Source organism: Natrarchaeobaculum aegyptiacum, assembly GCF_002156705.1.
GTDB lineage: Archaea > Halobacteriota > Halobacteria > Halobacteriales > Natrialbaceae > Natrarchaeobaculum > Natrarchaeobaculum aegyptiacum.
In genome coordinates, this window is sequence record NZ_CP019893.1 from 371,534 (window position 1) to 394,265 (window position 22,732).

A 22,732-nucleotide genomic window follows, 5' to 3' on the forward strand; every position below is an offset into this window, starting at 1 on the left:
TCGTTTTCAGAGCGACCAGCCAGCCAGCAGATGATCCCAGACCGACACCACAACGACCGCCACCGCGCGGGAGAGTATCGATGAGCGAACGCGCAGCATCGGTCACACCAGACGAGACGGACGAACAGGACGACGACCAGCACGCGACCACCGAGACGGAACTCGAGTCCGAGCGCGAGGCCGCCGATTCGAAACCGGCGCCCGTCACCACGGGTGCCGAGGCCGTCGTGCGCGCCCTCGAGAACGCGGGCGTCGAGTACGCCTTCGGCGTGCAGGGCGGGGCGATCATGCCCGTCTACGACGCCCTCTTCGACTCGGACATCTACCACGTGACGATGGCCCACGAACAGGGCGCATCGCACGCCGCAGACGCTTACGGTATCGTCTCCGGCGAGCCGGGCGTCTGCCTGGCGACCTCGGGGCCGGGCGCGACGAACCTCGTCACGGGCATCGCGGACGCCGACATGGACTCGGACCCGATGGTCGCCCTGACGGGACAGGTCCCGACGGCGTTCGTCGGGAACGACGCGTTCCAGGAGACAGACACCACGGGTGTCACTGCCCCGGTCACGAAGGACAACACCTTCTCGACCGACCCCGACCGGGTGGGAACGGACGTCAGCGAGGCCTTCGCGCTCGCTCGCGAGGGCCGACCCGGTCCGACGCTGGTCGACCTGCCCAAAGACGTCACCAAGTCCGAGACCGAGCGCGAACCCGACGGCCCCGCGGTCCCGGAGACCTACCACGTCCAGGAGCGGGCCGATCCCGAGATCGTCGCGGCCGCAGCCGAACGGATCGAGAACGCCTCGAGACCCGTGATGTTGCTCGGCGGCGGCGTCATCAAGGGTGAGGCCAGCGACGTCTGTCGGGAGTTCGCGATCGATCACGAGATCCCGGTCATCACGACGATGCCCGGCCTCGGCGCGTTCCCCGAGGACCACGAACTCTCACTCGAGATGGCGGGCATGCACGGTACCGGCTACGCCAACATGGCGATCAGCCTCACCGATACGTTGATCGCCGTCGGCACGCGGTTCGACGACCGCCTGACCGGCGGCATCGAGACCTTCGCGCCCGACGCGGAGGTCATCCACGTCGACATCGATCCCGCCGAGATCAGCAAGAACATCCACGCGGACTACCCGCTGGTCGGCGACGCCGGCACCGTCGTCTCCCAGCTGGCCGAGGCCGTCACCGAGTCGCCCCGGGCAACCAAGTGGCGCGCCCAGTGCCAGCAGTGGAAGTCCGACTACTCGATGGCCTACCAGACGCCCGACGACGCGCCGGTCCAGCCGGAGTTCGTCGTCGAGGCGCTCGACGAAGCCACGAGCGACCAGGCGATCGTGACCACCGGCGTCGGCCAGCACCAGATGTGGGCCTGCCAGTACTGGACCTTCACCGAGCCACGCACGTGGGTCTCGAGTCACGGGCTCGGGACGATGGGCTACGGCCTGCCCGCCGCGATCGGTGCCCGACTCGCCGCCGACGACGACCAGGAGGTCGTCTGCATCGACGGCGACGGCTCGTTCCTGATGACCTTACAGGAACTCTCCGTGGCCGTCCGGGAGAACCTGGATATCACCGTCGCGGTGCTCAACAACGAGTACATCGGGATGGTTCGACAGTGGCAGGACGCCTTCTTCGAGGGCCGTCACGCCGCCTCCGACTACCACTGGATGCCGGAGTTCGACAAGCTCGCCGAAGCCTTCGGCGCGCAGGGCTTCCGCATCGACGAGTACGACGAGGTCCCAGACACCATCGAAGAAGCACTCGCCTACGACGGCCCGTCGGTGATCGACGTCCACATCGATCCCGCGGCGAACGTCTACCCGATGGTGCCAAGCGGCGGCGACAACAACCTGTTCGCACTGACGGAGGATCAGCTATGACACGCGAACGCGGACTCGAGGGGCCACCACCGGAAGAACGCGAGACGCCAGCGGGACGGCGAAACACCCAGGGGATCCGCATCGATCCCGAAGTCGAGGCGACCCACGAGCCACGGCGGACGGTCATCTCGGCGCTGGTCGAACACGAACCCGGCGTCCTCTCGGACGTCTCGGGACTGTTCTCCCGGCGGCAGTTCAACATCGAGAGCCTCACCGTCGGTCCGACCGAAGACGAGTCCCGCGCCCGGATCACCCTCGTGGTCGAGGAACCGGACCCGGGAATCGAACAGATCAAGAAACAGCTCCGCAAGCTGATCCCGGTCGTCTCGGTGCGCGAACTCGAACCCGACGCGATGCGTCGGGAACTGGCACTCATCAAGGTCGAGTCAGACCGGCCCGACCAGGTCGCCGCCGTCGCGTCCATGTACGACGCGAAGACGGTCGACTCCTGTCCGGCAACGGCGACGTTCGAGATCACGGGCGCCCGTCAGAAGATCGACGCCGCGATCGAGACCTTCGAGCAGTTCGGCATCCGGGAGATCTCCCGGACCGGCACGACGGCGCTCGCTCGCGGCACCGACGAGACGACCGGCCCGTCGCCCGCGGAAGCGACCGAATCGACCGCCGACGAGGCGAACCACGAACCCTACCAACCAGCAGACGATGACTGACGAATTCACGACTCCGATCTATTACGACGACGACGCAGACGTATCGACGCTCGACGACGAGACGGTAGCCGTCCTCGGCTACGGCAGCCAGGGCCACGCCCACGCGCTCAACCTCCACGAGAGCGACGTGGACGTGGTCGTCGGGCTCCGCGAGGACTCCTCGTCGCGCTCTGCCGCCGAAGCCGACGGCCTCACCGTCGAGACGCCCGCCGAGGCCGTCTCACAGGCGAGTTACATCTCCGTACTCGTCCCCGACACCGTCCAGGCGTCGGTCTACGAGAACGCGATCGAACCGAACCTCGAGGCCGGTGACACCCTCCAGTTCGCCCACGGGCTGAACATTCACTACAACCAGATCACCCCGCCCGAGGACGTTGACGTGACGATGGTCGCCCCGAAGAGTCCGGGTCACCTCGTTCGCCGCAACTACGAGAACGACGAGGGAACGCCCGGCCTGCTGGCGATCTATCAGGACACCACGGGCGACGCCGAAGAACGCGCCCTCGCGTACGCGAAGGCAATCGGCTGCACCCGCGCTGGCGTCATCGAGACGACCTTCCAGGAGGAAGTCGAATCGGACCTCTTCGGCGAACAGGCCGTCCTCTGTGGCGGCGTCACCGCACTGGTCAAACACGGCTACGAAGCGCTCGTCGACGCCGGCTACTCCCCCGAGATCGCCTACTTCGAGTGTCTGAACGAACTCAAACTCATCGTCGACCTGATGTACGAGGGTGGGAACATGGAGATGTGGAACTCCGTCTCCGACACCGCCGAGTACGGCGGTCTCACCCGCGGCGACCGCATCGTCGACGACTCAGTCCGTGAGAACATGGACGAGGTCCTCGAGGAGGTCCAGAACGGCGAGTTCGCTCGCGAGTGGATCCTCGAGAACCAGGCCGGACGACCGACCTACAGCCAGCTCCGACAGGCCGAACAGAACCACGAGATCGAAGACGTCGGCGCACGCCTGCGCGAACTGTTCGCGTGGGCCGACGAAGACGAGGACGAGGAGACCGAAGACGAGTCCGTCGCCGTGCAGGCCGACGACTGAACGGCTCGAGTACCTATCCGATCGAAACGATGACAGACGACACGACCGATACGATGGCCGACGTCAGCCACACGAATCCGTACACTGGAGAGACGGCTGGTCGGCTGTTCACTCGCGGCCCGACGGTCGCCGCCGACGGCGGCCAGACGGACGGGAGTGGGGAGACACCCACGGGAGGCACAGGCGAGAAACCACCAGCGCGGATGGCGGACGTCGATCACACGCCGCCACACGACGCCACGGACGTAACCCGCGTGTTCGAGCGCGGACGCGACCCGGTAGAGACGAACGAGAACGAAGAATGAGCGAAGGCACACTGTACGACAAGGTCTGGGATCGACACACGGTCACGACACTGCCGACCGGACAGGATCAACTGTTCGTCGGACTCCACCTCATCCACGAGGTGACGAGTCCGCAGGCGTTCGGGATGCTCAGAGAGCGCGACCTCGAGGTCGCCTACCCCGAACTCACCCACGCGACCGTCGACCACATCGTCCCGACGGCCGACCAGTCTCGTCCCTACGAGGAGGATGCGGCCGAAGAGATGATGAGCGAACTCGAGCAGAACGTCCGCGACGCGGGCATCGAGTTTTCGGACCCCGACAGCGGCGACCAGGGGATCGTCCACGTCATCGGCCCGGAGCAGGGGCTGACCCAGCCCGGCAAGACGATCGTCTGTGGCGACTCCCACACCAGCACGCACGGCGCGTTCGGCGCGCTCGCGTTCGGCATCGGCACCAGCCAGATCCGCGACGTGCTCGCGACGGGCACCGTCGCCATGGAGAAGCAAAAAGTCCGGAAGATCGAAGTCGAGGGTAAACTCGCTGAGGGCGTCGAAGCGAAAGACGTCATCCTCGAGATCATCCGCCGACTCGGCACCGAAGGCGGCGTCGGCTACGTCTACGAGTACGCCGGCTCCGCCATCGAGGACCTCGGGATGGAAGGCCGGATGTCCATCTGTAACATGTCCATCGAGGGCGGCGCTCGCGCAGGCTACGTCAACCCCGACGAAACCACCTACGAGTGGCTCGAGGGGACCGACTACTTCCAGGAGAACCCCGAGAAGTTCGACGAACTGAAACCCTACTGGGAGTCGATCAAATCGGACGACGACGCCGAGTACGACGACGTGGTTACGATCGACGCCGACGAACTCGAGCCGGTCGTCACCTGGGGGACGACCCCCGGTCAGGGCGTCGGGATCACGAACCCGATCCCGGCACCGGAGGACCTGCCGGCGGACAAAGCCGACACGGCCCGACGTGCTCAAGAGCACATGCGCGTCGAACCCGGTGAGACGATGGAGGGCTACCAGATCGACGTCGCCTTCCTCGGCTCGTGTACGAACGCCCGTCTCCCCGACCTGCGTCGTGCCGCGGCGATCGTCGAGGGCCGACAGGTCCACGACGACGTTCGCGCGCTGGTCGTCCCCGGTAGCCAGCGCGTCCAGCGGACTGCCGAAGCGGAGGGCCTGAAAGATACCTTCGAGGAAGCCGGCTTCGAGTGGCGCAACGCCGGCTGTTCGATGTGTCTGGGCATGAACGACGACCAGCTGGAAGGCGACGAGGCCTCCGCCTCGTCGTCGAACCGGAACTTCGTCGGTCGCCAGGGCAGCAAGGACGGTCGCACCGTGTTGATGAACCCCCAGATGGTCGCCGCGGCGGCGATCGAAGGTGAAGTGACCGACGTTCGCGAGATGAAGGAGGTGCAAACGGCGTGACGACCGAAGACATACCAGAAGTGACCGAAGTATCGGGGTCGGGCATTCCGATCCGCGGAAACGACATCGACACCGACCAGATCATCCCTGCCCGCTTTATGAAGGTCGTCACCTTCGACGGGCTGGGCGAATTCGCGTTCTTCGACGTGCGATTTGACGAGAACGACGATCCCAAAGACCACCCGATGAACGAAGACCGGTTCCAGGATTCGTCGGTCATGGTCGTCAACAACAACTTCGGCTGTGGCTCCTCGCGCGAGCACGCTCCACAGGCGCTGATGCGCTGGGGTATCGACGCACTGATCGGTGAAGGCTTCGCCGAAATCTTCGCAGGCAACTGTCTGGCTCTCGGCATCCCGACCGTCACCGCCGACAGCGAGACGATCGAGGAACTGCAGGCGTGGGTCGACGAGAACCCCGACGGCGAGATCGACATCGACGTCGAGGCCGAGACGGTCACCTACGGCGGGCAGACGATCGACGTCACGGTCGACGACGCCCAGCGCAAGGCACTCGTCGAGGGCGTCTGGGACACCACGGCGCTCATGAAGGCCAACGCAGGCGAAGTCGCCAAATTGGCCGAAGAACTGCCCTACGTCGAGGCGGGCCAGATTCCCGACGCAGAGTAACAGAACGAATCGACTCTCGAGGGCGATTTTTGACGATCACGACGACAGTTACGTCGTCGAAACGGGCCGAGAATTCGACGCTTCTGGATTCACCAGCGCTGTCTGAGCTTCGAGGTCGAACCGGGTAGTTACGACAGCTGTGCCGTGACGTCCGTCGACGAGATCATCCCGACGTAGTCGTCGTCACCGTTGACGACCGGCAGGTGTTTGATCTCGAACGTGGTCAACATCGCAGCGACCTCCTCGAGGTAGATGTCCGGCGGGACGGTCTCGACGGAGTCGGTCATCACCTCGGTAACGGGCACCTCGCTGGCGCGTCGATCCTCCGCTGCGATCTGGAGCACGTCCGTGCTGGTGACGATCGACGGTGGATGGGTAGTCACCACGAGCGCGTTGATCTCGTCGTCGCACATCTTCCGGGCGGCGTCCTGGACCGTCGCGTCCGTCGAGATGGTCTCGAGCGGGCTCGACATCACGTCGGCGACCTGGACTCTGGTTTCTGCTTCCATAATGAACAATATGTCGCCCCGCGCATTGAGGATTCGCTCCGTCGCAATATTCGCGGCCCCACCGGTCCGGTCGTCGGCTCACCGGCTCGTCGAGACTGGACCGCTGGCGAATCGAATCACTTTCCCCACCACGGTGTCAGGGTCTCTCTATGACTCACGAGATCGTCGTCATCCCCGGCGATGGCATCGGGCAGGAAGTCACACCCGCGGCCGTAGACGTCCTCGAGGCCCTCGACCTCGAGTTCGAGTTCGTCGAGGCCGACGCCGGCGACGCCGTCGCCGAGGAGACCGGCGAGCCACTCCCACAGGAGACCTACGACCTGGCGGCCGGGGCCGACGCGACGCTGTTCGGTGCGGTTGGCGAGACCGCCGCGGACGTGATCCTTCCGCTCCGGGAGGCTGTCGAGTCGTTCGTCAACATCCGACCCGCCAAAGCGTACCCGGGCGTCGACGCACTTCGCCCCGAGACTGACCTCGTGTTCCTCCGGGAGAACACCGAGGGGGTCTACTCGGGCCACGAGGATCGCCTGTCTCAGGACGTCTCGACGCTCACTCGCGTCGTCACGGAGTCGGCCTCCCGCGACCTCGCGGAGTTCGCCTGTGACTACGTCGCTGGCGACGGCCACGACGGCTTCACCATCGCCCACAAGGCGAACGTGATGCGCGAGACCGACGGCCTCTTCCGGGACACCGTCGCCGAGGTCGCCGAGGAAAACGGCGTCGAGACCGACGAGGTGCTCATGGACGCCTTCGCGACCCACGTCTGTCTCGACCCCACCCAGTTCGACGTCGTCGTCTGTCCGAACCTCGCTGGCGACGTCCTCTCGGACCTCGCCGCCGGCCTCGTCGGTGGCCTCGGCTTGCTCCCCAGCGCCAACGTCGGCCCCGAGCGCGCCCTGTTCGAACCCGTCCACGGCTCCGCGCCCGACATCGCCGGCGAGGGCGTCGCCAACCCCGCCGCGACGATCATCTCGGCCGCGATGATGCTCGAGCACCTCGGCTACGACGACGAGGCCGACGCCGTCCACGAGGCCGTCGAGACCACGCTCGAGGAAGGTCCACACACGCCTGACCTCGGCGGTGACGCCTCGACGGCTGACGTGACCGAGGTCGTCATCGACCGACTCTGATCGAGCGACTCCTGTTCTGAGGCACCGTTCGTCGGTTACGATCCGCAACCGACCCCCGAACGTGCGGAGTTTGATATCGGATCACCCCGAACGTGGACGTGATGTGCGGATCGACAGCGTTCAACGCGACACCGCGGTCGAGGCCGACAGACCGTAACTCACGAGACCGGCGGGTGACTCACCCGTGAACGGCGCGAACTTCGGCCGCATAGACGCCGGACCGGTGTTCGGTGCGGCCCGGCCGGGTCACTTCGGCGGCGACGTCGACGAGTGGACAGCCCGACTCGCCGCTCACGACGTCTCGGCGGTCTGCTGTCTCCTCTCTGACCGCGAGGCAGGTCGCTGGCGACTCCCCGCAGCCTACGACGATCGGTTCGAGACTGCCCACGTCCCGATCAGAGATCGTCACCTCCCCGACGTAGAGCGGCTGGCCAACGCGCTCGCCTTTCTCGAACGCGCGACGACAAACGGAAGTCGGGCGGTGATCCACTGCAACGCCGGCCTCGGACGGACGGGCGTCGTCGCCGCCGCGTGGCTGGTCTACGACCGCGGATACGGACCCGACCGCGCGCTCGAGGCCGTCCAGACGCGGCCGTGGCCCCGGACACCAACCGAGGCGATCAGGGACGGCAACGCGACCGAGCGGGAGTTGCACGACCTGCTCGCGGCCGTTCCCTCGGCGATCGAGACGGGCACCGACAGTTAACACAGAGAACGTGGTAGGCGGTGCCATGTCATCCACCAGAGACGACGTGCCAGATGGCGTCGACTCCCGGACCGTCGAAACCGATCGCCTCGAGACCCACTACCTCGAGTCGGGCGACCCGGACGGCAGCGGCGAGACAGTACTGTTCGTCCACGGGAACGTCTCTTCCTCGCGGTTCTACGACCACCTCCTTGCCACACTCGACGACGACCACCACGTCGTCGCGCCGGACCTGCGGGGCTACGGCGACTCGGAAACCAGAGTCATCGACGCGACGGAGGGGCTCGGCGACTTTACGGCCGACCTCCGCGCGCTGATCGCCGACCTGGGCCTCGAGTCGCCGCTGACGATCGTCGGCTGGTCACTCGGCGGCGGCGTGGCGATGCAGTACGCACTCGAGGAGCACTCGAGCGTCGACTCGCTCGTGTTGATCAACCCCGTCTCGCCGTACGGCTTCGGCGGGACGAAAAATCTCGAGGGGACGCCCTGCTTCGACGACTACGCGGGTTCCGGTGGCGGGACTGGAAACGACGAGTTCGTCTCGGCGCTCGCCGACCGCGACCGGAGCGAGGGCGGGGAGGCTTCCCCGCGGAAGATTCTCCGGACCTACTACGTCGCTCCCTCCCACCGGTTCGAGGAGGGGCGCGAAGAGTCGTACCTGACGGGGATGCTCGATACAGTAGCCGGTGACGAGAACTACCCGGGCGACTCGAGGCCGAGCGATAACTGGCCCGGAATCGCACCGGGTGAGACCGGTGTCAATAACGCGCTCTCGCCGAAGTACTTCGACTGCTCGTCGATCACGGAGGTCGATGCGGAAGAGAAACCCGCTATTCACTGGCTCCGGGGCGACGCCGACCAGATCGTCTCCAACGAGTCGCTGTTCGACATCGGCGCGCTCGGCCAGATGGGCGAGGTGCCCGGCTGGCCCGGCGAGGACGTCTTCCCGCCCCAGCCGATGGTCGACCAGACCCGCGCCGTCTTCGAGGAGTACGAAGAGCGCGGGGGCACCGTCGAGGAAGTCGTCTTCGCGAACGTCGGCCACACACCCCACGTCGAGGTTCCGGGTGACGTTCGTGAGACGCTCGAGGTGGTGCTCGAGTGACCGTCGCAGGCACCACCGTGGTCAGGCGATATCGAGCGCGTCCCGATCCGCGCCGCCGAGTTCGACGAGCGCGTCGGCCTCGAGCAGGTGGCACTCGCCGGGGATCACGAGCAGGTGCAGCGGGTCGCCGAAGTCTCGCTCGGCGAGTTCGGTCATCGTCCCGGCCACGACGAGCGGGTCGGGACTGCCCGCGCGGGCGACGACGACCCCCACGAGGTCGGGGTACGCCTCGGCGAGCAGGGTGGCCCCGACGTCGGCGGTCATGTACTCGTCTTCCTCGGTTCGTTCGTGGCCGACTTTTATATCGAGGTAGACCACCGTGTGCAGGCCGTCGGCGCGGTTGGCGTCGATGGTATCGGTCACACTTGCGGGTAACCCGTCGGCACCGTGGGCGTAGGGGAACGGCACCGTCGTCGCCGTGCCAAAGCGGTAGTTCTGCAATCCGGTGAGCGCGCTCGTGGCCGTCTGGGCGGTGACGCCGTGGATCACCCGGGTGTCGATCCCCCGCTCGTGGGCGCGCAATCGGAGGTCGACGTGTGTCGTCGAGATCATCGTATCGCCCGCAGTCAGGAAGGCGACGTCTTCGGTCTCGGCAGCCTCGAGAATGTCATCGGGGTGCTGTTCGACGCCCGCGCGGTCGCGAACCTCGATCTCGATTCCGTGGTGGGCCTCGAGGTCGGCGACGGTGGTGCCGATGAGCCGACTGGTGTAGAACTCGGCGTAGGCCCGGTCGGCGTTCCGCAGGGCCTCCTGGCCCGCGACGGTAATCGACCGTTCGTCGTAGAGCCCGAGACCGATGAAGGTGAGCATGGACGGTCGTAGTCGCAGGGGCCGGTAGAAGGTTTCGAGTCGTCGGTCGCTCGGGGCCTGCAACAGCGACATTAGAATAGGCTAATCTAGTTATTGTGTAGGGCAAATTTATTGTGGCGGCGACGAAAACGACCGTCCGATGGAACTCAGCCCGGTTGCAGAGGACTATCTCACGGCGATCTATCACCTCGAAGCCGAGCACGGAGGGTCGGTTCGAACCGTCGATATCAGCGAGGAGATCGGTGTGACACCCCCGACGGTCTCGAGTATGATCGACACGCTCGACGAACGTGGACTCGTCGATTACACGCCCTACAAGGGTGTCACGCTGACCGAGCGCGGGGAAACCGTCGTGCTTCGGCTCGTCAGGAACCACCGACTGCTCGAAACGTTCCTGATGGAGCATCTCGATTACACCTGGTCCGAGGTTCACGACGAAGCCGACCGACTCGAACACCACGTCAGCGAGGAGTTCGTTTCACGGCTCGAGACCTACCTCGGCGAGCCGCGGATGGATCCACACGGTGATCCGATCCCGGACGCGGAGTTGACGATGCCCGAGGAGTCGCCACACATTCCCCTCACGGAGTTCGAGGTCGGTGACGTGGTGGTCGTAGAGCAGGTGCCCCACCGCGACCCGGACGTTCGTGAGTACCTGACTCGACACGAAATCGGTCCAGGGACGAGACTGACCGTCGAGGAGGTGTCTCCGATCAATCTCGTCACAGTCGTGCCCGTCTCGAGTGGTACACCCGTCTCGTTGCCGACACACGTCGCCCGGCGACTCGGTGTTCGAAAGGCGAAGCAGTAGATTAGATTGCTCTAAGACTATAGGTAGTAGTCACAAAGAATAAATGAGAGTTCTGGTTACGAAGAGACGATGACCGCTGATCAGTCTACTGGGAAGCGATCCCACGTTGTATCGCGACGAAGCTTCACCGCGCTCACGGGAGGAGCGCTCGTTGCAGGGTTGGCTGGCTGTCTCGGTGAGGATCCACAGGACGATACCGGCGGACCTAACGGTGGTTCGGGGGGCGACGGTGACGCAGAATTCACCGTCTTCGCGTCGATGCCTGCCGTCTGGGACTTCGTCCGTCAAGTTGCCGGCGATCACATGGAGGCGATCGACCTGGTCCCGGTCGGCGAACACGGCCACGACTGGACGCCCGAACCCGGGATGGTCGAGGAACTCGACGGGGCCGCCGGCTTCGTCTACCTCCGGGACTTCGCGAGCTGGCAGGACGACGCTGCCGACCAGCTCGCAGAACGCGAGGACGTCGTGGTGATCGAGGCCACGGAAGGGATCGAGTTCTTCGACAGCCCTGCGGAGGACAACGACGAACACTTCTGGATGGACCCAGTCGAGTGCCAGGAAGGCGTTCTGAATATCGCCGACGGCCTCGCCGAAATCGACCCGGACAACGCCGACGATTACGAGGCGAACGCCGCGGCGTTCAACGACGAACTCGCGGCGCTCAACGACGATATCCACGACATCGTCGACCGGGCGGACCTCGAGGATATCGTCGTTGCGACCCACGACTCCTTCCAGTGGTGGCATCGCCGCTACGGCATCAACATCCACTCCCCGGTCGGCACTTCGCCCGACGACGCCGCCTCTGCGGCCGACGTCGAGGAAGTCGAAACCCTGATCGAGGATCTGGGAATCGAACACGTCTGTTACGACGTTGGCGAACCCGCCCAGCTCGCGGAGTCGCTCGCCAACGAAGTCGACGCGGAGATCCTGCCCCTCTCGCCGGTCGAGACCCAGATCGACGGCAGCCCGGCGGTCGACCCCTCCGTCGAGATGGAGCCCGACTGGGGGTACGTCGACCACTTCCGGGAGATCAATCTACCGACGCTCGAGACGGCACTCTGGGCAGAGTAGGTTAGCCAAATCAAAACATTTGGGTAGATAGAGCGAACACACCGTTTTACATAATCAGCATATCATGACTCACGCAATCACCGTCGAAGACGTCACCTTCGCGTACGACGACCGGCCGGTACTGAAAGACGTCACCATGTCGGTCGACGAGGGTGAATTCGTTGGACTGATCGGTCCGAACGGCTCGGGCAAGACGACGCTGCTCAAGATCATGCTCGGGCTGCAAACCCCCGACTCCGGTCGCGTCGAACTGTTCGGAACGCCCGCGAGGACCTTCTCGGAAGGAACACGACTCGGGTACGTCTCACAGCAGTCGACGGAAGCCGAGGCGATGATGCCCGTCACCGTCCGCGAAGTCGTGACGATGGGCCGGTATCCACACGCTGGAATCCATCGGCTGAGCGACGACGACCGCGCGGCCGTCGACGACGCACTCGAGCAGGTCGGCATCTCGGACCTCGCCGATCGGCGGATCAACCGACTCTCGGGCGGCCAGCGACAGCGAGCGTACATCGCCCGGGCGCTCGCCTCCGAAGCCGACCTGCTGGCACTGGACGAGCCGACCGTCGGCGTCGACGCCGAATCGGTCGACCAGTTCTACGATCTGCTCAACGAACTCAACGACGACGGCATCACGATCGTTCTCATCGAACACGACATCGGCGTCGTCACCGACCACGCCGATACGATCGCGTGTCTCGACTGTGAACTGTACGAACACTGCGAGACGGCACGGTTCCTCGAGACGGATGCGTTAGATCGAGCCTTCAGTTCGACTCGAGCGGTCGGAACGGTGGCAAGCGCCGGTGGAGATTGAGATGGCTGTTGGAACGAACACCTCGAGACGACAGCTCTCTGCGCTCGCGGTTGGCATCCCGCTCGTCCTGCTCGCGTTTGCCGGCTTCATCATCTGGGTGTTCCCACCGTTGTTCGATCGATTCTGGGGAACGGCGTGTTCGGTGACCGATACGTGGCTCGTCTGTAGTGGCTTCCTCCAGCGGGGATTCACTGCTGGAATCCTCATCGGGATCACCGCGCCGATCGTCGGAACCTATCTCGTCAACCGGCAGATGGCGTTGATTGGCGAGGCACTCGCACACACGGCATTCGGTGGCGTCGCGATCGGGCTGTTCATCGGCGCAGCCGTGCCCCGGTTCGACTATCCGTTGTTGTTCGCGCTCGTCGCTGCGGCCGTCGCCGCGCTGGGCATGCAGTACGTCGCCGTCAAGACCGACGGCTACGCCGACATCCCGATCGCGATCATGCTCACCGGCGGCTTCGCGGTCGGGATCGCCGTCATCTCCTACGGCGTCGTCTTCAGTGCGACCGTCGAGAGCTACCTGTTCGGGGATATCCTGTTCGTTCCCTTCGAGAACGTCCAGCTCATGGTCGCGCTCACGATGCTCGTGCTCGTGACCGTCGCGCTCACCCACAAACAGCTCCTGCTCATCACCTTCGACCGCGAGGCCGCACGGCTCGCACGGATCAACGTCTGGTTCTACGACACGCTACTGATCGTGCTGACGGCGCTGGTCGTCGTCGCGGCGATGCAGATCCTCGGGGCCATTCTGGTCGCTGGTATGCTCGTGATCCCCGTCGCCGCAGCAATGCAACTGACCACCGGCTTCAACCGCGGGCTAATCATGTCAGTATTGCTGGGACAGGTCGCCGTCTTCGGCGGGATCTTCCTCTCGTACTACTGGAACGTCGCGACCGGCGCGATGATCATCATCGTCGCAATCGTCCTCTACATCTGGTCCGTGCTCGGCGAGCCGATCTGGTAGCCGTCGGACCGTCGAACCATCCATGACACACGCACGATCACCGACCACTCACTGCCGTTCCGAACGACCGCCGGTGGCGACGCGCCGCCGGTTCGAGCGTACTGAGACAGGATGACACCGACGACGTGGGACGTGTCGCCCCCGGGAGGGTCGACCGTGACCGTGGAGTCGTGGCTCCCAGAAGCTATCGAGTGTGTCGAGGCGGAACAGGATCACGTCGAAGGCAAACTGGCCGCGATAGCGCGGTTCGAAGACGGCATCGAGGAGATCGAGCTCGTCCGGGGGTCGACCGCGAGAGCGCACGCGACAGACGGCGGCGTGACAGCGATCTCGCATCAACGGTCGGGGCGAGAGGACCGCTGTCGCCAGGTCCGAGAGCTCTTTGCCGACACGGTTCGTCCCTACAGCATCGAGGACGTCGACGGCTCCGAGCCACTGCTTGAGTCGATCCGCGCAGAACTCGGTGGCGATGTCGCGGCTGTACTCGCCCCGTCGACCGACGGCCAGTTCACCGCCCCAGTAATGCAGGCGATTCACTCGGCGACGCGACAGCGGCGCGAGGAACTCGAGACCATGGACCGGGCACTAACCCGGGAGCGAGACTCTCTCGAGTCGGCGGCGACCGAACTCGAGAGCGTAGCGGAGACGGTGTCGTCGATGAACCGGGCGTCGCTGCTCGAGCTGGGATTCGACGAACTCGCCGACCGACACGAGACGCTGGAAACACAGCGTGATCGGTGTCGCCGGATCTGTCAGGAACGGCAGACGGAACTCCGCCGACGGACCGGTCGACTGCCCACCGACGAACTCGTCGAGTTTCTCTACAGCGACCTTTCGGTCTCCTATCCAGTGTTGGCGACGGCCACCACTCTCTACCGGAGCTGCTTCGACGGCCAGCGCGTCGTTCGCGATCATCTGGTCCGCTGCGCCTGAGACCGACCGAGGGGCCCGGACCGTCGAAGTCGGCAAAGCACTTCGGTAACCCGGAACCATCGTCGCTGTTTCGGCAAACCTAAGAATTATTTAGGTACTCCTAAAATATTTATTCCAATAGACAATACTTATTCCGGGTGAGAACACAGATACGTACATGGAACAGTCCTCGAGCCCCGAGCAAGTCGGGAACTCAGTCGGGACGACCACAGACCAACCGGGACTTCGCGAGGAACCGTCCGAGACTGGCGAGACGGCTCCGGACCGGTCGACGCTCCGTCGGGAGGGGGCGTTCGTCGTCCTCACGTTCGTCGGGATGGTCGGCGGGCTCCTCGCTGGCTGGTTCGGCGGCCCCTCCTGGCTCGTCTGGACGTGTTACGCCGGGGCCTACGTCTTCGGTGGCTGGTACGGGCTCAAAGAGAGCATCGAGGCCCTCCAGGAGCCAGCCGTCGAGATCGACCTGCTGATGATCATCGCGGCACTCGGCGCACTCACCATCGGCGCACCCTTCGAGGGAGCGATGTTGCTCTTTCTGTTCTCGCTGTCGAACGTGTTACAGCACTACGCCATCGGTCGCTCGAGAGACGCGATCCGCTCGCTGATGCAGATGCGCCCGGAGTCCGCACAGGTGCTCCGTGACGGGGCGGAGGTGACGGTCCCTGTCGAGGACGTCGAGATCGGCGAGGTGTTCGTCGTCCGACCCGGCGATCGAATCCCGCTGGACGGCGTCGTCGAATCCGGCGAGACCACGGTCGACCAGTCCTCGCTGACCGGCGAGTCCGTCCCCGTCCCGAAAGAACCGGGCGACGAGGTCTTCGGCGGGACGATCAACGAGACCGGGAGCCTCGAGGTCCGGGTGACCCGCGAGGCCGATGAGTCTGCCATTTCGAAGCTCATCCACATGGTCGAGGAGGCCCGAAGCGAGAAGGCCCCGACTCAGCGGCTCATCGACCGCTTGGAGCAACCGTACGTCCTGAGCGTCTTCGTCTTTACAGCGGTCGCGATCGCGATTCCGCTGGGACTCGGTCACGGGTTCGACTCCACGTTCTACCGTGCGATGACGCTGATGGTCGCCGCCTCACCATGCGCCGTGATCCTTTCGACCCCGGCGGCGGTGTTATCGGCGATCACCGCAGGTGCGCGTCAGGGCGTCCTGTTCAAAGGCGGCGAGCACGTCGAGCGGACGGCGACCGTCGACGCCATCGCCTTCGACAAGACCGGTACGCTCACCGAGGGAAACACCCAACTGACCGACGCGACCGTTCGTGCGGGGGCGAGCCTCGAGAGTGATAGCGACCGCCTGCTCGCACTCGCTGCTGCAGTCCAGTCCCGGTCGGAACACCACCTCGCGGAGGCGACCGTCGAGGCCGCCGAGGAACGCGACCTCGAGACGCCCGCCGCGAGCGGCTTCGAGGCCGTCGTCGGCAAAGGGGTCCACGCGACGGTCGACGATCGGACGATCCACATCGGCAACACCCGCTACTTCGAGACGGTGACCGAGGGGGCAACGATCGCGGGGATCGGCGAGGGCCTCGAGGCCGTGCGATCCCTCGAGAACGACGGGAAGACGAGCGTGCTTGTCGCCCGCGAGGACGGAGACGCTCTCGAGGTCCTGGGCTGGCTCGCGTTCACCGACACGATCCGGGCGACCGCCGCCGAGACGATCGAACGCCTGCGCGAACTCGGCGTCGAACGGATCGTCATGCTGACCGGCGACAACGAGCGCGTGGCCCGATCGATCGCAGCGGAACTCGAGATCGACGAGGTGTACGCGGAGTTGCTGCCCGAACAGAAAGTCGACCGGATCGAACGGCTCCAGGAGCGCCACGAGGCGGTGGCGATGGTCGGCGACGGCGTCAACGACGCCCCGGCGCTCGCGACGGCGGACGTAAGCGTCGGAATGGGCGGCGCGGGGACCGACGTCGCTCTCGAGACCTCCGAGGTCGTGCTCATGTCCGACGATCTCGAGAAACTGCCGTACGCACTCGCACTCGGTCGTGAGACGCGCAAGACACTGTTCGTGAACCTCGCCATCGCCTTCGGCGCGATCGCGATCATGATCGGGGCGATCCTCACGGCGGGGATTCCACTTCCGCTTGCAGTGATCGGCCACGAGGGATCGACCGTGCTCGTCTGCCTGATCGGCCTGCGGCTAATCGGCTTCCAGAGCGCATAGTCAAAGCGAGTTCACTCGCTGAAAGAGTGGTCGTGGAAGTCTTCGTGATCCCTCGATTTGCCCCGTGGCACTCGTTCTACAGATCACGGACGCATTCATCATCGTTGAAAGCAGACGAGTTACTAGGCGACTCTAACTTTTATTCTATGGGGATCAAACCTTAATAGGCTCGACCGAATCGAACCGAGTACACTCCGGGTCCCCGGAGTGTCGAATCGCCCGCCGTCCACATCGGAACGGCGAACTACCAGGTGAGTTCCTGTTCGAGAGTTCGTGGTCAGACTCTCGCCACCATCCGATCGATCGTCCTCCCGACGGCGGCCACGTGACGGACATCCATTCTCTCGTCGCTGTCGGGGCCATTTTCGATCGTCCCACCGATCACACGAGCCCCAGCAACCCGAAGATCGCCAGTGGAACGCCGACGGCGATCGCAGCAGCCTCGAGTGAGATGTCGGCGTCCTCGCTGAGTCCACCGCTGAGGAGGTACCACTGCCAGGCGAGGACGAGCAATGAAGAGACGAGCAGGATTGGCTCGATGGGAGCCAGTGCGGCCTCGACGGCCTCGACGCCTCGCTCCGGATCCGTGATCGTCACGTCTCTAAAGGCGACCCAGAACGCCGGGACGACGACCACGAGTCGGGCGAATTCGGGGACGACTGCCCAACCGGCGAGGGCGAACGAACCACCGAGTGACGGGGATCCGGCGGCGAGTCGACCGCCGGCGAAGAGGACGAGCCCGCCGATTCCCCACAGCAGGAACGGCCCGATCAGGACGAAGGGGACGAACTCGTGGACCGCCTCCTGGAGGAGCGCACCAGCGTCACGTTCGATCTCTTCGGGTTCGCCACAGCGCTCGGCGATTATCGAGTCGGATTGTTCACCCATCGTGTCACAGATCTGGGCAGGCGGTCGATCGGGATTGTCCATCGTGACCGTGGCGTCGACCGAGCCGGCCATGATCGAGCCGACGAGAAAGAGCACCGCCACGAGCGTGAGCGTGTAGGCGACGACGAGTCCCGCGGCGATCGGCAGCGTTTCGCCCGGTGGACGCTCCTCGAAGAACGCCGCCGGTGAGTGGAGAACCTGGAGGACTGACTCGAGTGGGGAGGGCATCGCTCGCCGTGGAGTCACTCGAGCGACCACTTCGTTCCTTCGATTGCGTGTCGGAACGGTAATAGGTGTCAGTGATCGCCGTGGTCGTGAATACCGGCCTCAAAAGGAGATGTGAGACGTCGATGAGGGGCCGCCATCGTCATCGCTCTCACTGTCGCCGTCGTCGTCATCACCGTCATCACCATCGTTCCCCGCCGAGAGCCCACCGTCGGAGAGGTACTGGACATCGTCGTCTGTCAGGTAGACGACGCCGTCGTCGACTGTCACCTCTATCGGCCGAAGCCGGGTGCCGGCGGCCTCACCGTGATCACACGCGCCTGAACAGGCGTCGAACGTCGAACCGTGACGTGGGCAGACGATTTCCCCGTCGCGGATCGTCGCCCCACGCCCGGTATCTAGACGCTGGGGCTGGTGGGTACAGCGATTGACCCAGGCTCCGACTCCCGCGTCACACGGGACGAGGATTGCCTCCTCTCGAGCGTCGTACCTGTCGCGGATCGTGAACAGCCACGAGCCCGCCTCCCGGACCCGCTCGACCGTCGTGAGCCGGTAGCGATCGCTCATCGAACTCGAGTGGTCCGGCCAGCGTGAAAATCGTTGTTCTCCTGTCGGGAGACGAGCGGCGAGAGATTCGGTGCGACCCCGGTGCCAGAAACGTCAGCGTTACGGCACCCCACCGGCGAGTACGGGTATGGACGTGCCGTGTGTCCGGGTCGACCGTGAGGACGGAGAAGCGACGCGTCGGCGACTCGCGGACGCGGACCTGATCGACGACGACCACGAGATCGCAGTCGAGGACGGGTCGCTCTACATCCCCGTCTCCGATCCGGACGCAGTCCCGGGAGACCTCGACGTGGTGACCCGGGACGTGCCGGCACGCGAGACCCAGACGACGCCGGCGGACCTGCTCGGGTACGACCCCTCCTACGAACGGCTCGGGGAGGCGGCGCTGCTCGACGAGGACGACCCGGATCGGGCACGGAAGATCGCCGACGCGATCGTCGACTCCGATCTGCCGCTCGAGACCGTCCTCAACAAGGCCTCGAAGATCAAAGGGGAGACCCGCGTGCGCGACTGGGACGTGCTCGTCGGCGACGATACGGAGGTCGTCCACCGCGAGTACGGCTGTGAGTTCGTCCTCGACCTGGCGGAGGTGTACTTCTCGCCGCGGCTGGCGACCGAACGCCATCGCGTCGCCGAACAGCTCACGGCCAGCGAACGCGCGTTCGACATGTTCGCCGGCGTCGGACCGTTCGTCGTCCCGTTCGCCAGCCGCGGCGCCGAGTGCGTCGGCGTCGACGTCAACGACACGGCGATCGAGTACCTGCGGGAGAACGCCCGCCGAAACGGCGTCGCGGATCGGATCACCGCCATCGCCGACGACGTTCGCTCGGTCGCCCCCGAGTACGAGGGCTGGGCCGACCGCATCGTGATGAACCTCCCCCACAGCGCCGACGAGTTCCTCGAGTCTGCGGTGACCGTTGCCGGCGACGACTGCGTGATCCACTACTACGACATCCAGCACGAGGACGATCCGTTCGGTCCCGGCGAGCGAGCGATTCGCGCGGCCGCCGAGCCCGCTTACGACGTGACAGTCGAGACCGAACGCGTCGTCCGCTCGTACGCCCCCCACGAACTCAACGTCTGTCTGGACGTGCGACTCGAGCGACGCTGAGGGGCTCGAGTGAGTTGCTCCGGTCGGTCCGAGTGCATGGTGGTCGATCGCACGACCGCGCCGATTCGCAACGCTTATGCACGGCATCGGCCCTACCTGTAGTTGCACACGAGTGGTGTGCCGGTGTAGCTCAGACTGGCAGAGCGAATCCTTCGTAAGGATTAGGTCGAGGGTTCAAATCCCTCCACCGGCTTCCTTTTCCCCGGAGTTCATCCGTTGAACCAGGAGACGGCGGTCTCCGTCAGACGCCCGTCACCAAAAGGGTTAATACCAATCACCATTAATTATAGCTTGCCCATCCAGACGGGTTTCGTCTGGAGGCAACCCCCACCCGCTTGTCATTCCATCCCCCCACCCCAAGGAAATTCCGCGGCTGGGATCCACGATGCGAGGGTCCCCCACCCCTCGCATTCAGCTCCCCCTCGAGACACTCGTTGGTACTGGCTGTTCCCTCGTCGCCTCGAGCGCCGAGTCGGCTGATGGCCGCGCTCGAGCGCTGGTTCTCACAGACGCTGTCACCGGGCGCGGGGCACCACGACGTTGTAATCAGTCCCACAACGCGGTAGTCTCGCCTTTCAACGCGTCAGAGAGCGAGATTATTCACCGACCAGTCACAGGGATATTTACCGGTCGCACCCGGTGACCATCACCGTGACGCTCGAGACCGTAGTGGACCGGTCGCTGTCGCTGCTGGGCTATCCGGCGGCTGCGTGTACTCTCGCCGATCGACTCCTGCCGTCCGAGCACCTCGAGTTAGACGTCGCGCCGTCGGCCCGGATCGCCACGGGTTGTCTGTGCCGCGGATCGATCGACCTCGCCCCCCGGACGCGGCTGAGTCGAGGCTGTATCCTGAACGGCGACGTCAGCGTCGGCCGCAGGACGAACCTCGAGCCGAAGTGTGAGTTGATCGGCGACGTCAGCATCGGTCGGTACTGTGCGATCGCTCGTGAGTGTACGTTCCAGGAACCGAACCACGAGACCCAGCGGCCGTCGTTACAGAACAAGCTCTACGCCGACGTGCTCGACAGCGAACTCGAGTCGACCACCAAGGGACCGATTACGGTGGGCAACGACGTCTGGATCGGCGCGCGCGCGACGGTGCTCTCGGGCGTGACGATCGGCGACGGGGCGATCGTGGGTGCCGGGGCGATCGTAACCGACGACGTCGAACCGTACGCCGTCGTCGCCGGGGTCCCCGCCGAGCGCGTCTCCTGGCGGTTCCCCGAACCCGTCCGGGAGAAGCTCCTCGAACTCGAGTGGTGGAACTGGGACGAACGGACGATACGGGCTAACCGCGACTTCTTCGAACGCGACCTCACAGGTCCCGAGGACGTCCCGACGGTCGACGAGGGCCGCGTGACCGAACCGCCGACTCGAGATCTCGAGGGACGGTCGCCGCCGCTTCAGGAGTGACAGGCCAGAGTCACGAGGTCGCCTCCGTCAGAGAACCGCCGACAGCGCCAGCCCCACCGCGAGCACGAGCGCGGGCACGTCGAGTCGAGCGAACGAGAGGGCCGGCAACGTCGGGTTCCAGGCGAAACAGCGTGCTCGCAACGCGAGTGCGAGGTGATCGGCCCGGTCGAACGCCCTCGTTAGCCCCAGAACGCCGAGTGTTGTCGTCCGCTCGAGTGGCCCCCGTTCCGTACCCAGGCGGGCGGCCTCGGCGTCGCGGATCGTCCGGAGGTCGGCTTTGAGTACCGGGAGAAAGCGGAAGACGAGCGCGACGCCAGCACCGAGCAGTTGCCCTGGTTTACCGGGGATCGTCCGCTGGATCGCCGCGCGGGAGTCCCTGACGGGCGTCGAACGCACGTAGGCAGCGCTGACGAGCAGGATCAACAGGACGCGGTAACTCGCCTGCGCCGAGGTCACCCCTCGCTCGAGGTCGATCCACGGTGGGCCGACCGTGAGCGCGGCGACGACCGGTGCGACGACGAGGAGCACGAGTGCGAAACGGTACGCCGCGAGCGCTCGTCCGAGCGGGACGCGTGCAGCCGCGAGCAGCAGTCCCGCGACGACAGTGAGGGCGAGGAGCGCCCGTGGGCTCGTGTGAGCGAGCGCGGTCGCTGCGAAGCCGATCTGGACGGCTAGCTTCGAGCGCGGGTCGAGCCGATGGGCGAGCGTGTCGTCGGGTTCGTAGGTAAGCATGCGACGTGATCGAGAGGGGGATCAGCCGGGTCGGTCGGCCGGCGAATCGCTCGCTGTCGGTTCGGTCTGCTTTCGATCAGGGACGCGAACGGCGAGGTCCGCAAGCTCGGATCGCGCACGCTCCGACGTCCCGTCGACGACGATTCGACCGTCGGCCATCGCGATCACCCGGTCGGCGAGTTCGAGGACGTCCCTGAGGTCGTGAGTCGCGAGGACGACGCCGGTGCCGTCGTCGCCCAGCGCGGCGAGGTGCTCGAGCACGGATCGACGGGCGGGCTCGTCTAATCCGGTGAACGGTTCGTCGAGCACGAGGTGTGAGGGGTCCATCGCGAGCGCGCCAGCGATGGCCACCCGGGCCTGTTCACCGCCCGAAAGCTGGTCGATGCGGTCGTCCTCCCGGCCAGCCATATTGACTGCACTGAGGGCGGTTTCGACCCGGCGGTCGATGGTCTCGTGGTCGAGACCGAGGTTCTCCGGGCCGAAGGCGACGTCGGCACCGACGGTCGCGGCGACGAACTGGTCGCGCGGGTGCTGGAACACCATGCCGACGGCGGAACGCGCGTTCACGAGATCGTCGACGACTGGCGTGCCGTCGACGAGGACGGCCCCTTCGTCGGGCGTGAGCAGGCCGTTGCAGTGGCGCAGGAGGGTCGTCTTCCCGCTACCGTTTGCCCCCGCGAGCAGGACGAACGCGCCGTCGTCGATCGTCACGGAGACGTCGTCGAGGACGGGAACGTCGTCGAAGGCGAACGAGACGTTTCGAAACTCGATCATGGGCAATGTACCACGGGG

23 protein-coding genes and 1 tRNA gene are annotated in these 22,732 nt (G+C 65.3%); 18 read left to right on the top strand and 6 right to left on the bottom strand.

The genetic code is table 11. The features are described 5' to 3' along the window. Positions 1-80 precede the first annotated feature (80 nt). The 6 genes from ilvB to leuD are packed head-to-tail and all read left to right on the top strand — an operon-like array spanning position 81 to position 5,963. Positions 81-1,889 (top strand): biosynthetic-type acetolactate synthase large subunit, encoded by a 1,809-nt coding sequence (gene ilvB / locus B1756_RS01895; protein WP_086887016.1) that lies wholly within the window; start codon positions 81-83, stop codon positions 1,887-1,889. Next, a complete protein-coding gene (gene ilvN / locus B1756_RS01900) occupies positions 1,886-2,560 on the top strand; it encodes an acetolactate synthase small subunit (protein WP_086887017.1) in 675 nt (224 codons plus the stop codon). The genes ilvB and ilvN overlap by 4 nt, the downstream gene beginning before the upstream one ends. Next, entirely contained in the window at positions 2,553-3,611 is a 1,059-nt protein-coding gene (ilvC, locus tag B1756_RS01905) for a ketol-acid reductoisomerase (RefSeq protein ID WP_086887018.1), read from the top strand. Before ilvN ends, ilvC begins: the two co-directional genes overlap by 8 nt. Positions 3,612-3,640: 29 nt before the next feature. Continuing rightward, a complete protein-coding gene (locus B1756_RS01910) occupies positions 3,641-3,916 on the top strand; it encodes a DUF7989 family protein (RefSeq protein WP_086887019.1) in 276 nt (91 codons plus the stop codon). Beyond that, positions 3,913-5,334, top strand: a complete 1,422-nt coding sequence (gene leuC / locus B1756_RS01915; RefSeq protein WP_086887020.1) for a 3-isopropylmalate dehydratase large subunit — start codon at positions 3,913-3,915, stop codon at positions 5,332-5,334. Before B1756_RS01910 ends, leuC begins: the two co-directional genes overlap by 4 nt. After that, positions 5,331-5,963, top strand: coding sequence for a 3-isopropylmalate dehydratase small subunit (gene leuD, locus B1756_RS01920; RefSeq protein ID WP_086887021.1), 633 nt, complete (start codon positions 5,331-5,333; stop codon positions 5,961-5,963). Before leuC ends, leuD begins: the two co-directional genes overlap by 4 nt. Before the next feature lie 128 nt (positions 5,964-6,091). On the opposite strand, the gene B1756_RS01925 is transcribed toward leuD, so the two are convergent. Further along, positions 6,092-6,472: a CBS domain-containing protein gene (locus tag B1756_RS01925; protein WP_228434434.1), complete on the bottom strand. Its 381-nt coding sequence runs from the start codon at positions 6,470-6,472 to the stop codon at positions 6,092-6,094. 149 nt (positions 6,473-6,621) lie between these two features. Between B1756_RS01925 and leuB the strand changes: the two genes are divergently transcribed. From leuB to B1756_RS01940, 3 genes are all read left to right on the top strand, one after another. After that, a complete protein-coding gene (leuB, locus tag B1756_RS01930) occupies positions 6,622-7,602 on the top strand; it encodes a 3-isopropylmalate dehydrogenase (protein ID WP_086887022.1) in 981 nt (326 codons plus the stop codon). A 184-nt stretch (positions 7,603-7,786) separates the two neighbouring features. Continuing rightward, on the top strand, positions 7,787-8,308 hold the full coding sequence (locus tag B1756_RS01935) for a protein-tyrosine phosphatase family protein (protein ID WP_086887023.1): 522 nt from the start codon (positions 7,787-7,789) through the stop codon (positions 8,306-8,308). Positions 8,309-8,333: 25 nt separating this feature from the next. Continuing rightward, entirely contained in the window at positions 8,334-9,413 is a 1,080-nt protein-coding gene (locus B1756_RS01940) for an alpha/beta fold hydrolase (RefSeq protein WP_086887024.1), read from the top strand. Between the two features lie 21 nt (positions 9,414-9,434). On the opposite strand, the gene dph5 is transcribed toward B1756_RS01940, so the two are convergent. After that, a complete protein-coding gene (gene dph5 / locus B1756_RS01945; protein WP_086887025.1) occupies positions 9,435-10,223 on the bottom strand; it encodes a diphthine synthase in 789 nt (262 codons plus the stop codon). A gap of 139 nt (positions 10,224-10,362) precedes the next feature. On the opposite strand from dph5, the gene B1756_RS01950 reads away from it, so the two are divergent. The 6 genes from B1756_RS01950 (at position 10,363) to B1756_RS01975 (ending at position 17,004) form a co-directional block, all read left to right on the top strand. Next, positions 10,363-11,034 carry a metal-dependent transcriptional regulator gene (locus B1756_RS01950; protein WP_086887026.1) on the top strand — a complete coding sequence of 224 codons (672 nt, stop codon included), beginning with the start codon at positions 10,363-10,365 and terminating at the stop codon, positions 11,032-11,034. 69 nt (positions 11,035-11,103) lie between these two features. Continuing rightward, on the top strand, positions 11,104-12,111 hold the full coding sequence (locus B1756_RS01955; RefSeq protein WP_086887027.1) for a metal ABC transporter substrate-binding protein: 1,008 nt from the start codon (positions 11,104-11,106) through the stop codon (positions 12,109-12,111). Positions 12,112-12,175: 64 nt separating this feature from the next. Then, positions 12,176-12,928 (top strand): metal ABC transporter ATP-binding protein, encoded by a 753-nt coding sequence (locus tag B1756_RS01960; protein WP_086887028.1) that lies wholly within the window; start codon positions 12,176-12,178, stop codon positions 12,926-12,928. Between the two features lies 1 nt (position 12,929). Further along, entirely contained in the window at positions 12,930-13,895 is a 966-nt protein-coding gene (locus B1756_RS01965) for a metal ABC transporter permease (RefSeq protein ID WP_086887029.1), read from the top strand. Positions 13,896-14,051: 156 nt separating this feature from the next. Next, the gene (locus tag B1756_RS01970) at positions 14,052-14,828 is read left to right on the top strand and encodes a DUF7260 family protein (RefSeq protein WP_228434435.1); all 777 of its coding nucleotides are present in this window, start codon (positions 14,052-14,054) and stop codon (positions 14,826-14,828) included. A gap of 157 nt (positions 14,829-14,985) precedes the next feature. Next, a complete protein-coding gene (locus B1756_RS01975) occupies positions 14,986-17,004 on the top strand; it encodes a heavy metal translocating P-type ATPase (protein WP_086887031.1) in 2,019 nt (672 codons plus the stop codon). A gap of 381 nt (positions 17,005-17,385) precedes the next feature. On the opposite strand, the gene B1756_RS01980 is transcribed toward B1756_RS01975, so the two are convergent. Together B1756_RS01980 and B1756_RS01985 are read right to left on the bottom strand one after the other, a co-directional pair. Then, positions 17,386-18,138 (bottom strand): Yip1 family protein, encoded by a 753-nt coding sequence (locus B1756_RS01980; RefSeq protein WP_323368201.1) that lies wholly within the window; start codon positions 18,136-18,138, stop codon positions 17,386-17,388. 81 nt (positions 18,139-18,219) lie between these two features. After that, entirely contained in the window at positions 18,220-18,684 is a 465-nt protein-coding gene (locus tag B1756_RS01985) for a Rieske (2Fe-2S) protein (RefSeq protein WP_086887033.1), read from the bottom strand. Between the two features lie 127 nt (positions 18,685-18,811). On the opposite strand from B1756_RS01985, the gene B1756_RS01990 reads away from it, so the two are divergent. The 3 genes from B1756_RS01990 to B1756_RS02000 all read left to right on the top strand — a co-directional run bounded on the left by B1756_RS01990 (position 18,812) and on the right by B1756_RS02000 (position 21,208). Then, on the top strand, positions 18,812-19,795 hold the full coding sequence (locus B1756_RS01990) for a class I SAM-dependent methyltransferase (protein WP_086887034.1): 984 nt from the start codon (positions 18,812-18,814) through the stop codon (positions 19,793-19,795). A gap of 119 nt (positions 19,796-19,914) precedes the next feature. After that, a tRNA-Thr gene (locus tag B1756_RS01995) sits at positions 19,915-19,988 on the top strand. 458 nt (positions 19,989-20,446) lie between these two features. Continuing rightward, complete coding sequence (locus B1756_RS02000) at positions 20,447-21,208, top strand: CatB-related O-acetyltransferase (RefSeq protein WP_086889996.1); 762 nt, start codon at positions 20,447-20,449, stop codon at positions 21,206-21,208. 27 nt (positions 21,209-21,235) lie between these two features. Here B1756_RS02000 and B1756_RS02005 read toward each other — a convergent pair whose 3' ends face one another. Beyond that, positions 21,236-21,940: an energy-coupling factor transporter transmembrane component T family protein gene (locus B1756_RS02005; protein ID WP_086887035.1), complete on the bottom strand. Its 705-nt coding sequence runs from the start codon at positions 21,938-21,940 to the stop codon at positions 21,236-21,238. Between the two features lie 21 nt (positions 21,941-21,961). Continuing rightward, positions 21,962-22,714: an energy-coupling factor ABC transporter ATP-binding protein gene (locus tag B1756_RS02010; RefSeq protein ID WP_086887036.1), complete on the bottom strand. Its 753-nt coding sequence runs from the start codon at positions 22,712-22,714 to the stop codon at positions 21,962-21,964. Positions 22,715-22,732 lie beyond the last annotated feature (18 nt).

What these genes read in the sequence shown, in the direction of transcription:
- B1756_RS02010 (WP_086887036.1), bottom strand. Translation starts at nt 22,714, where the DNA reads ATGATCGAGTTTCGAAACGTCTCGTTCGCCTTCGACGACGTTCCCGTC.
- B1756_RS01925 (WP_228434434.1), bottom strand. Translation starts at nt 6,472, where the DNA reads ATGGAAGCAGAAACCAGAGTCCAGGTCGCCGACGTGATGTCGAGCCCG.
- dph5 (WP_086887025.1), bottom strand. Translation starts at nt 10,223, where the DNA reads ATGCTCACCTTCATCGGTCTCGGGCTCTACGACGAACGGTCGATTACC.
- B1756_RS01965 (WP_086887029.1), top strand. Translation starts at nt 12,930, where the DNA reads ATGGCTGTTGGAACGAACACCTCGAGACGACAGCTCTCTGCGCTCGCG.
- B1756_RS02005 (WP_086887035.1), bottom strand. Translation starts at nt 21,940, where the DNA reads ATGCTTACCTACGAACCCGACGACACGCTCGCCCATCGGCTCGACCCG.
- B1756_RS01990 (WP_086887034.1), top strand. Translation starts at nt 18,812, where the DNA reads ATGGACGTGCCGTGTGTCCGGGTCGACCGTGAGGACGGAGAAGCGACG.
- B1756_RS01910 (WP_086887019.1), top strand. Translation starts at nt 3,641, where the DNA reads ATGACAGACGACACGACCGATACGATGGCCGACGTCAGCCACACGAAT.
- B1756_RS01950 (WP_086887026.1), top strand. Translation starts at nt 10,363, where the DNA reads ATGGAACTCAGCCCGGTTGCAGAGGACTATCTCACGGCGATCTATCAC.
- B1756_RS01960 (WP_086887028.1), top strand. Translation starts at nt 12,176, where the DNA reads ATGACTCACGCAATCACCGTCGAAGACGTCACCTTCGCGTACGACGAC.
- B1756_RS01940 (WP_086887024.1), top strand. Translation starts at nt 8,334, where the DNA reads ATGTCATCCACCAGAGACGACGTGCCAGATGGCGTCGACTCCCGGACC.
- B1756_RS01955 (WP_086887027.1), top strand. Translation starts at nt 11,104, where the DNA reads ATGACCGCTGATCAGTCTACTGGGAAGCGATCCCACGTTGTATCGCGA.
- ilvC (WP_086887018.1), top strand. Translation starts at nt 2,553, where the DNA reads ATGACTGACGAATTCACGACTCCGATCTATTACGACGACGACGCAGAC.
- B1756_RS01985 (WP_086887033.1), bottom strand. Translation starts at nt 18,684, where the DNA reads ATGAGCGATCGCTACCGGCTCACGACGGTCGAGCGGGTCCGGGAGGCG.
- ilvB (WP_086887016.1), top strand. Translation starts at nt 81, where the DNA reads ATGAGCGAACGCGCAGCATCGGTCACACCAGACGAGACGGACGAACAG.
- B1756_RS01975 (WP_086887031.1), top strand. Translation starts at nt 14,986, where the DNA reads ATGGAACAGTCCTCGAGCCCCGAGCAAGTCGGGAACTCAGTCGGGACG.
- ilvN (WP_086887017.1), top strand. Translation starts at nt 1,886, where the DNA reads ATGACACGCGAACGCGGACTCGAGGGGCCACCACCGGAAGAACGCGAG.
- leuC (WP_086887020.1), top strand. Translation starts at nt 3,913, where the DNA reads ATGAGCGAAGGCACACTGTACGACAAGGTCTGGGATCGACACACGGTC.
- leuB (WP_086887022.1), top strand. Translation starts at nt 6,622, where the DNA reads ATGACTCACGAGATCGTCGTCATCCCCGGCGATGGCATCGGGCAGGAA.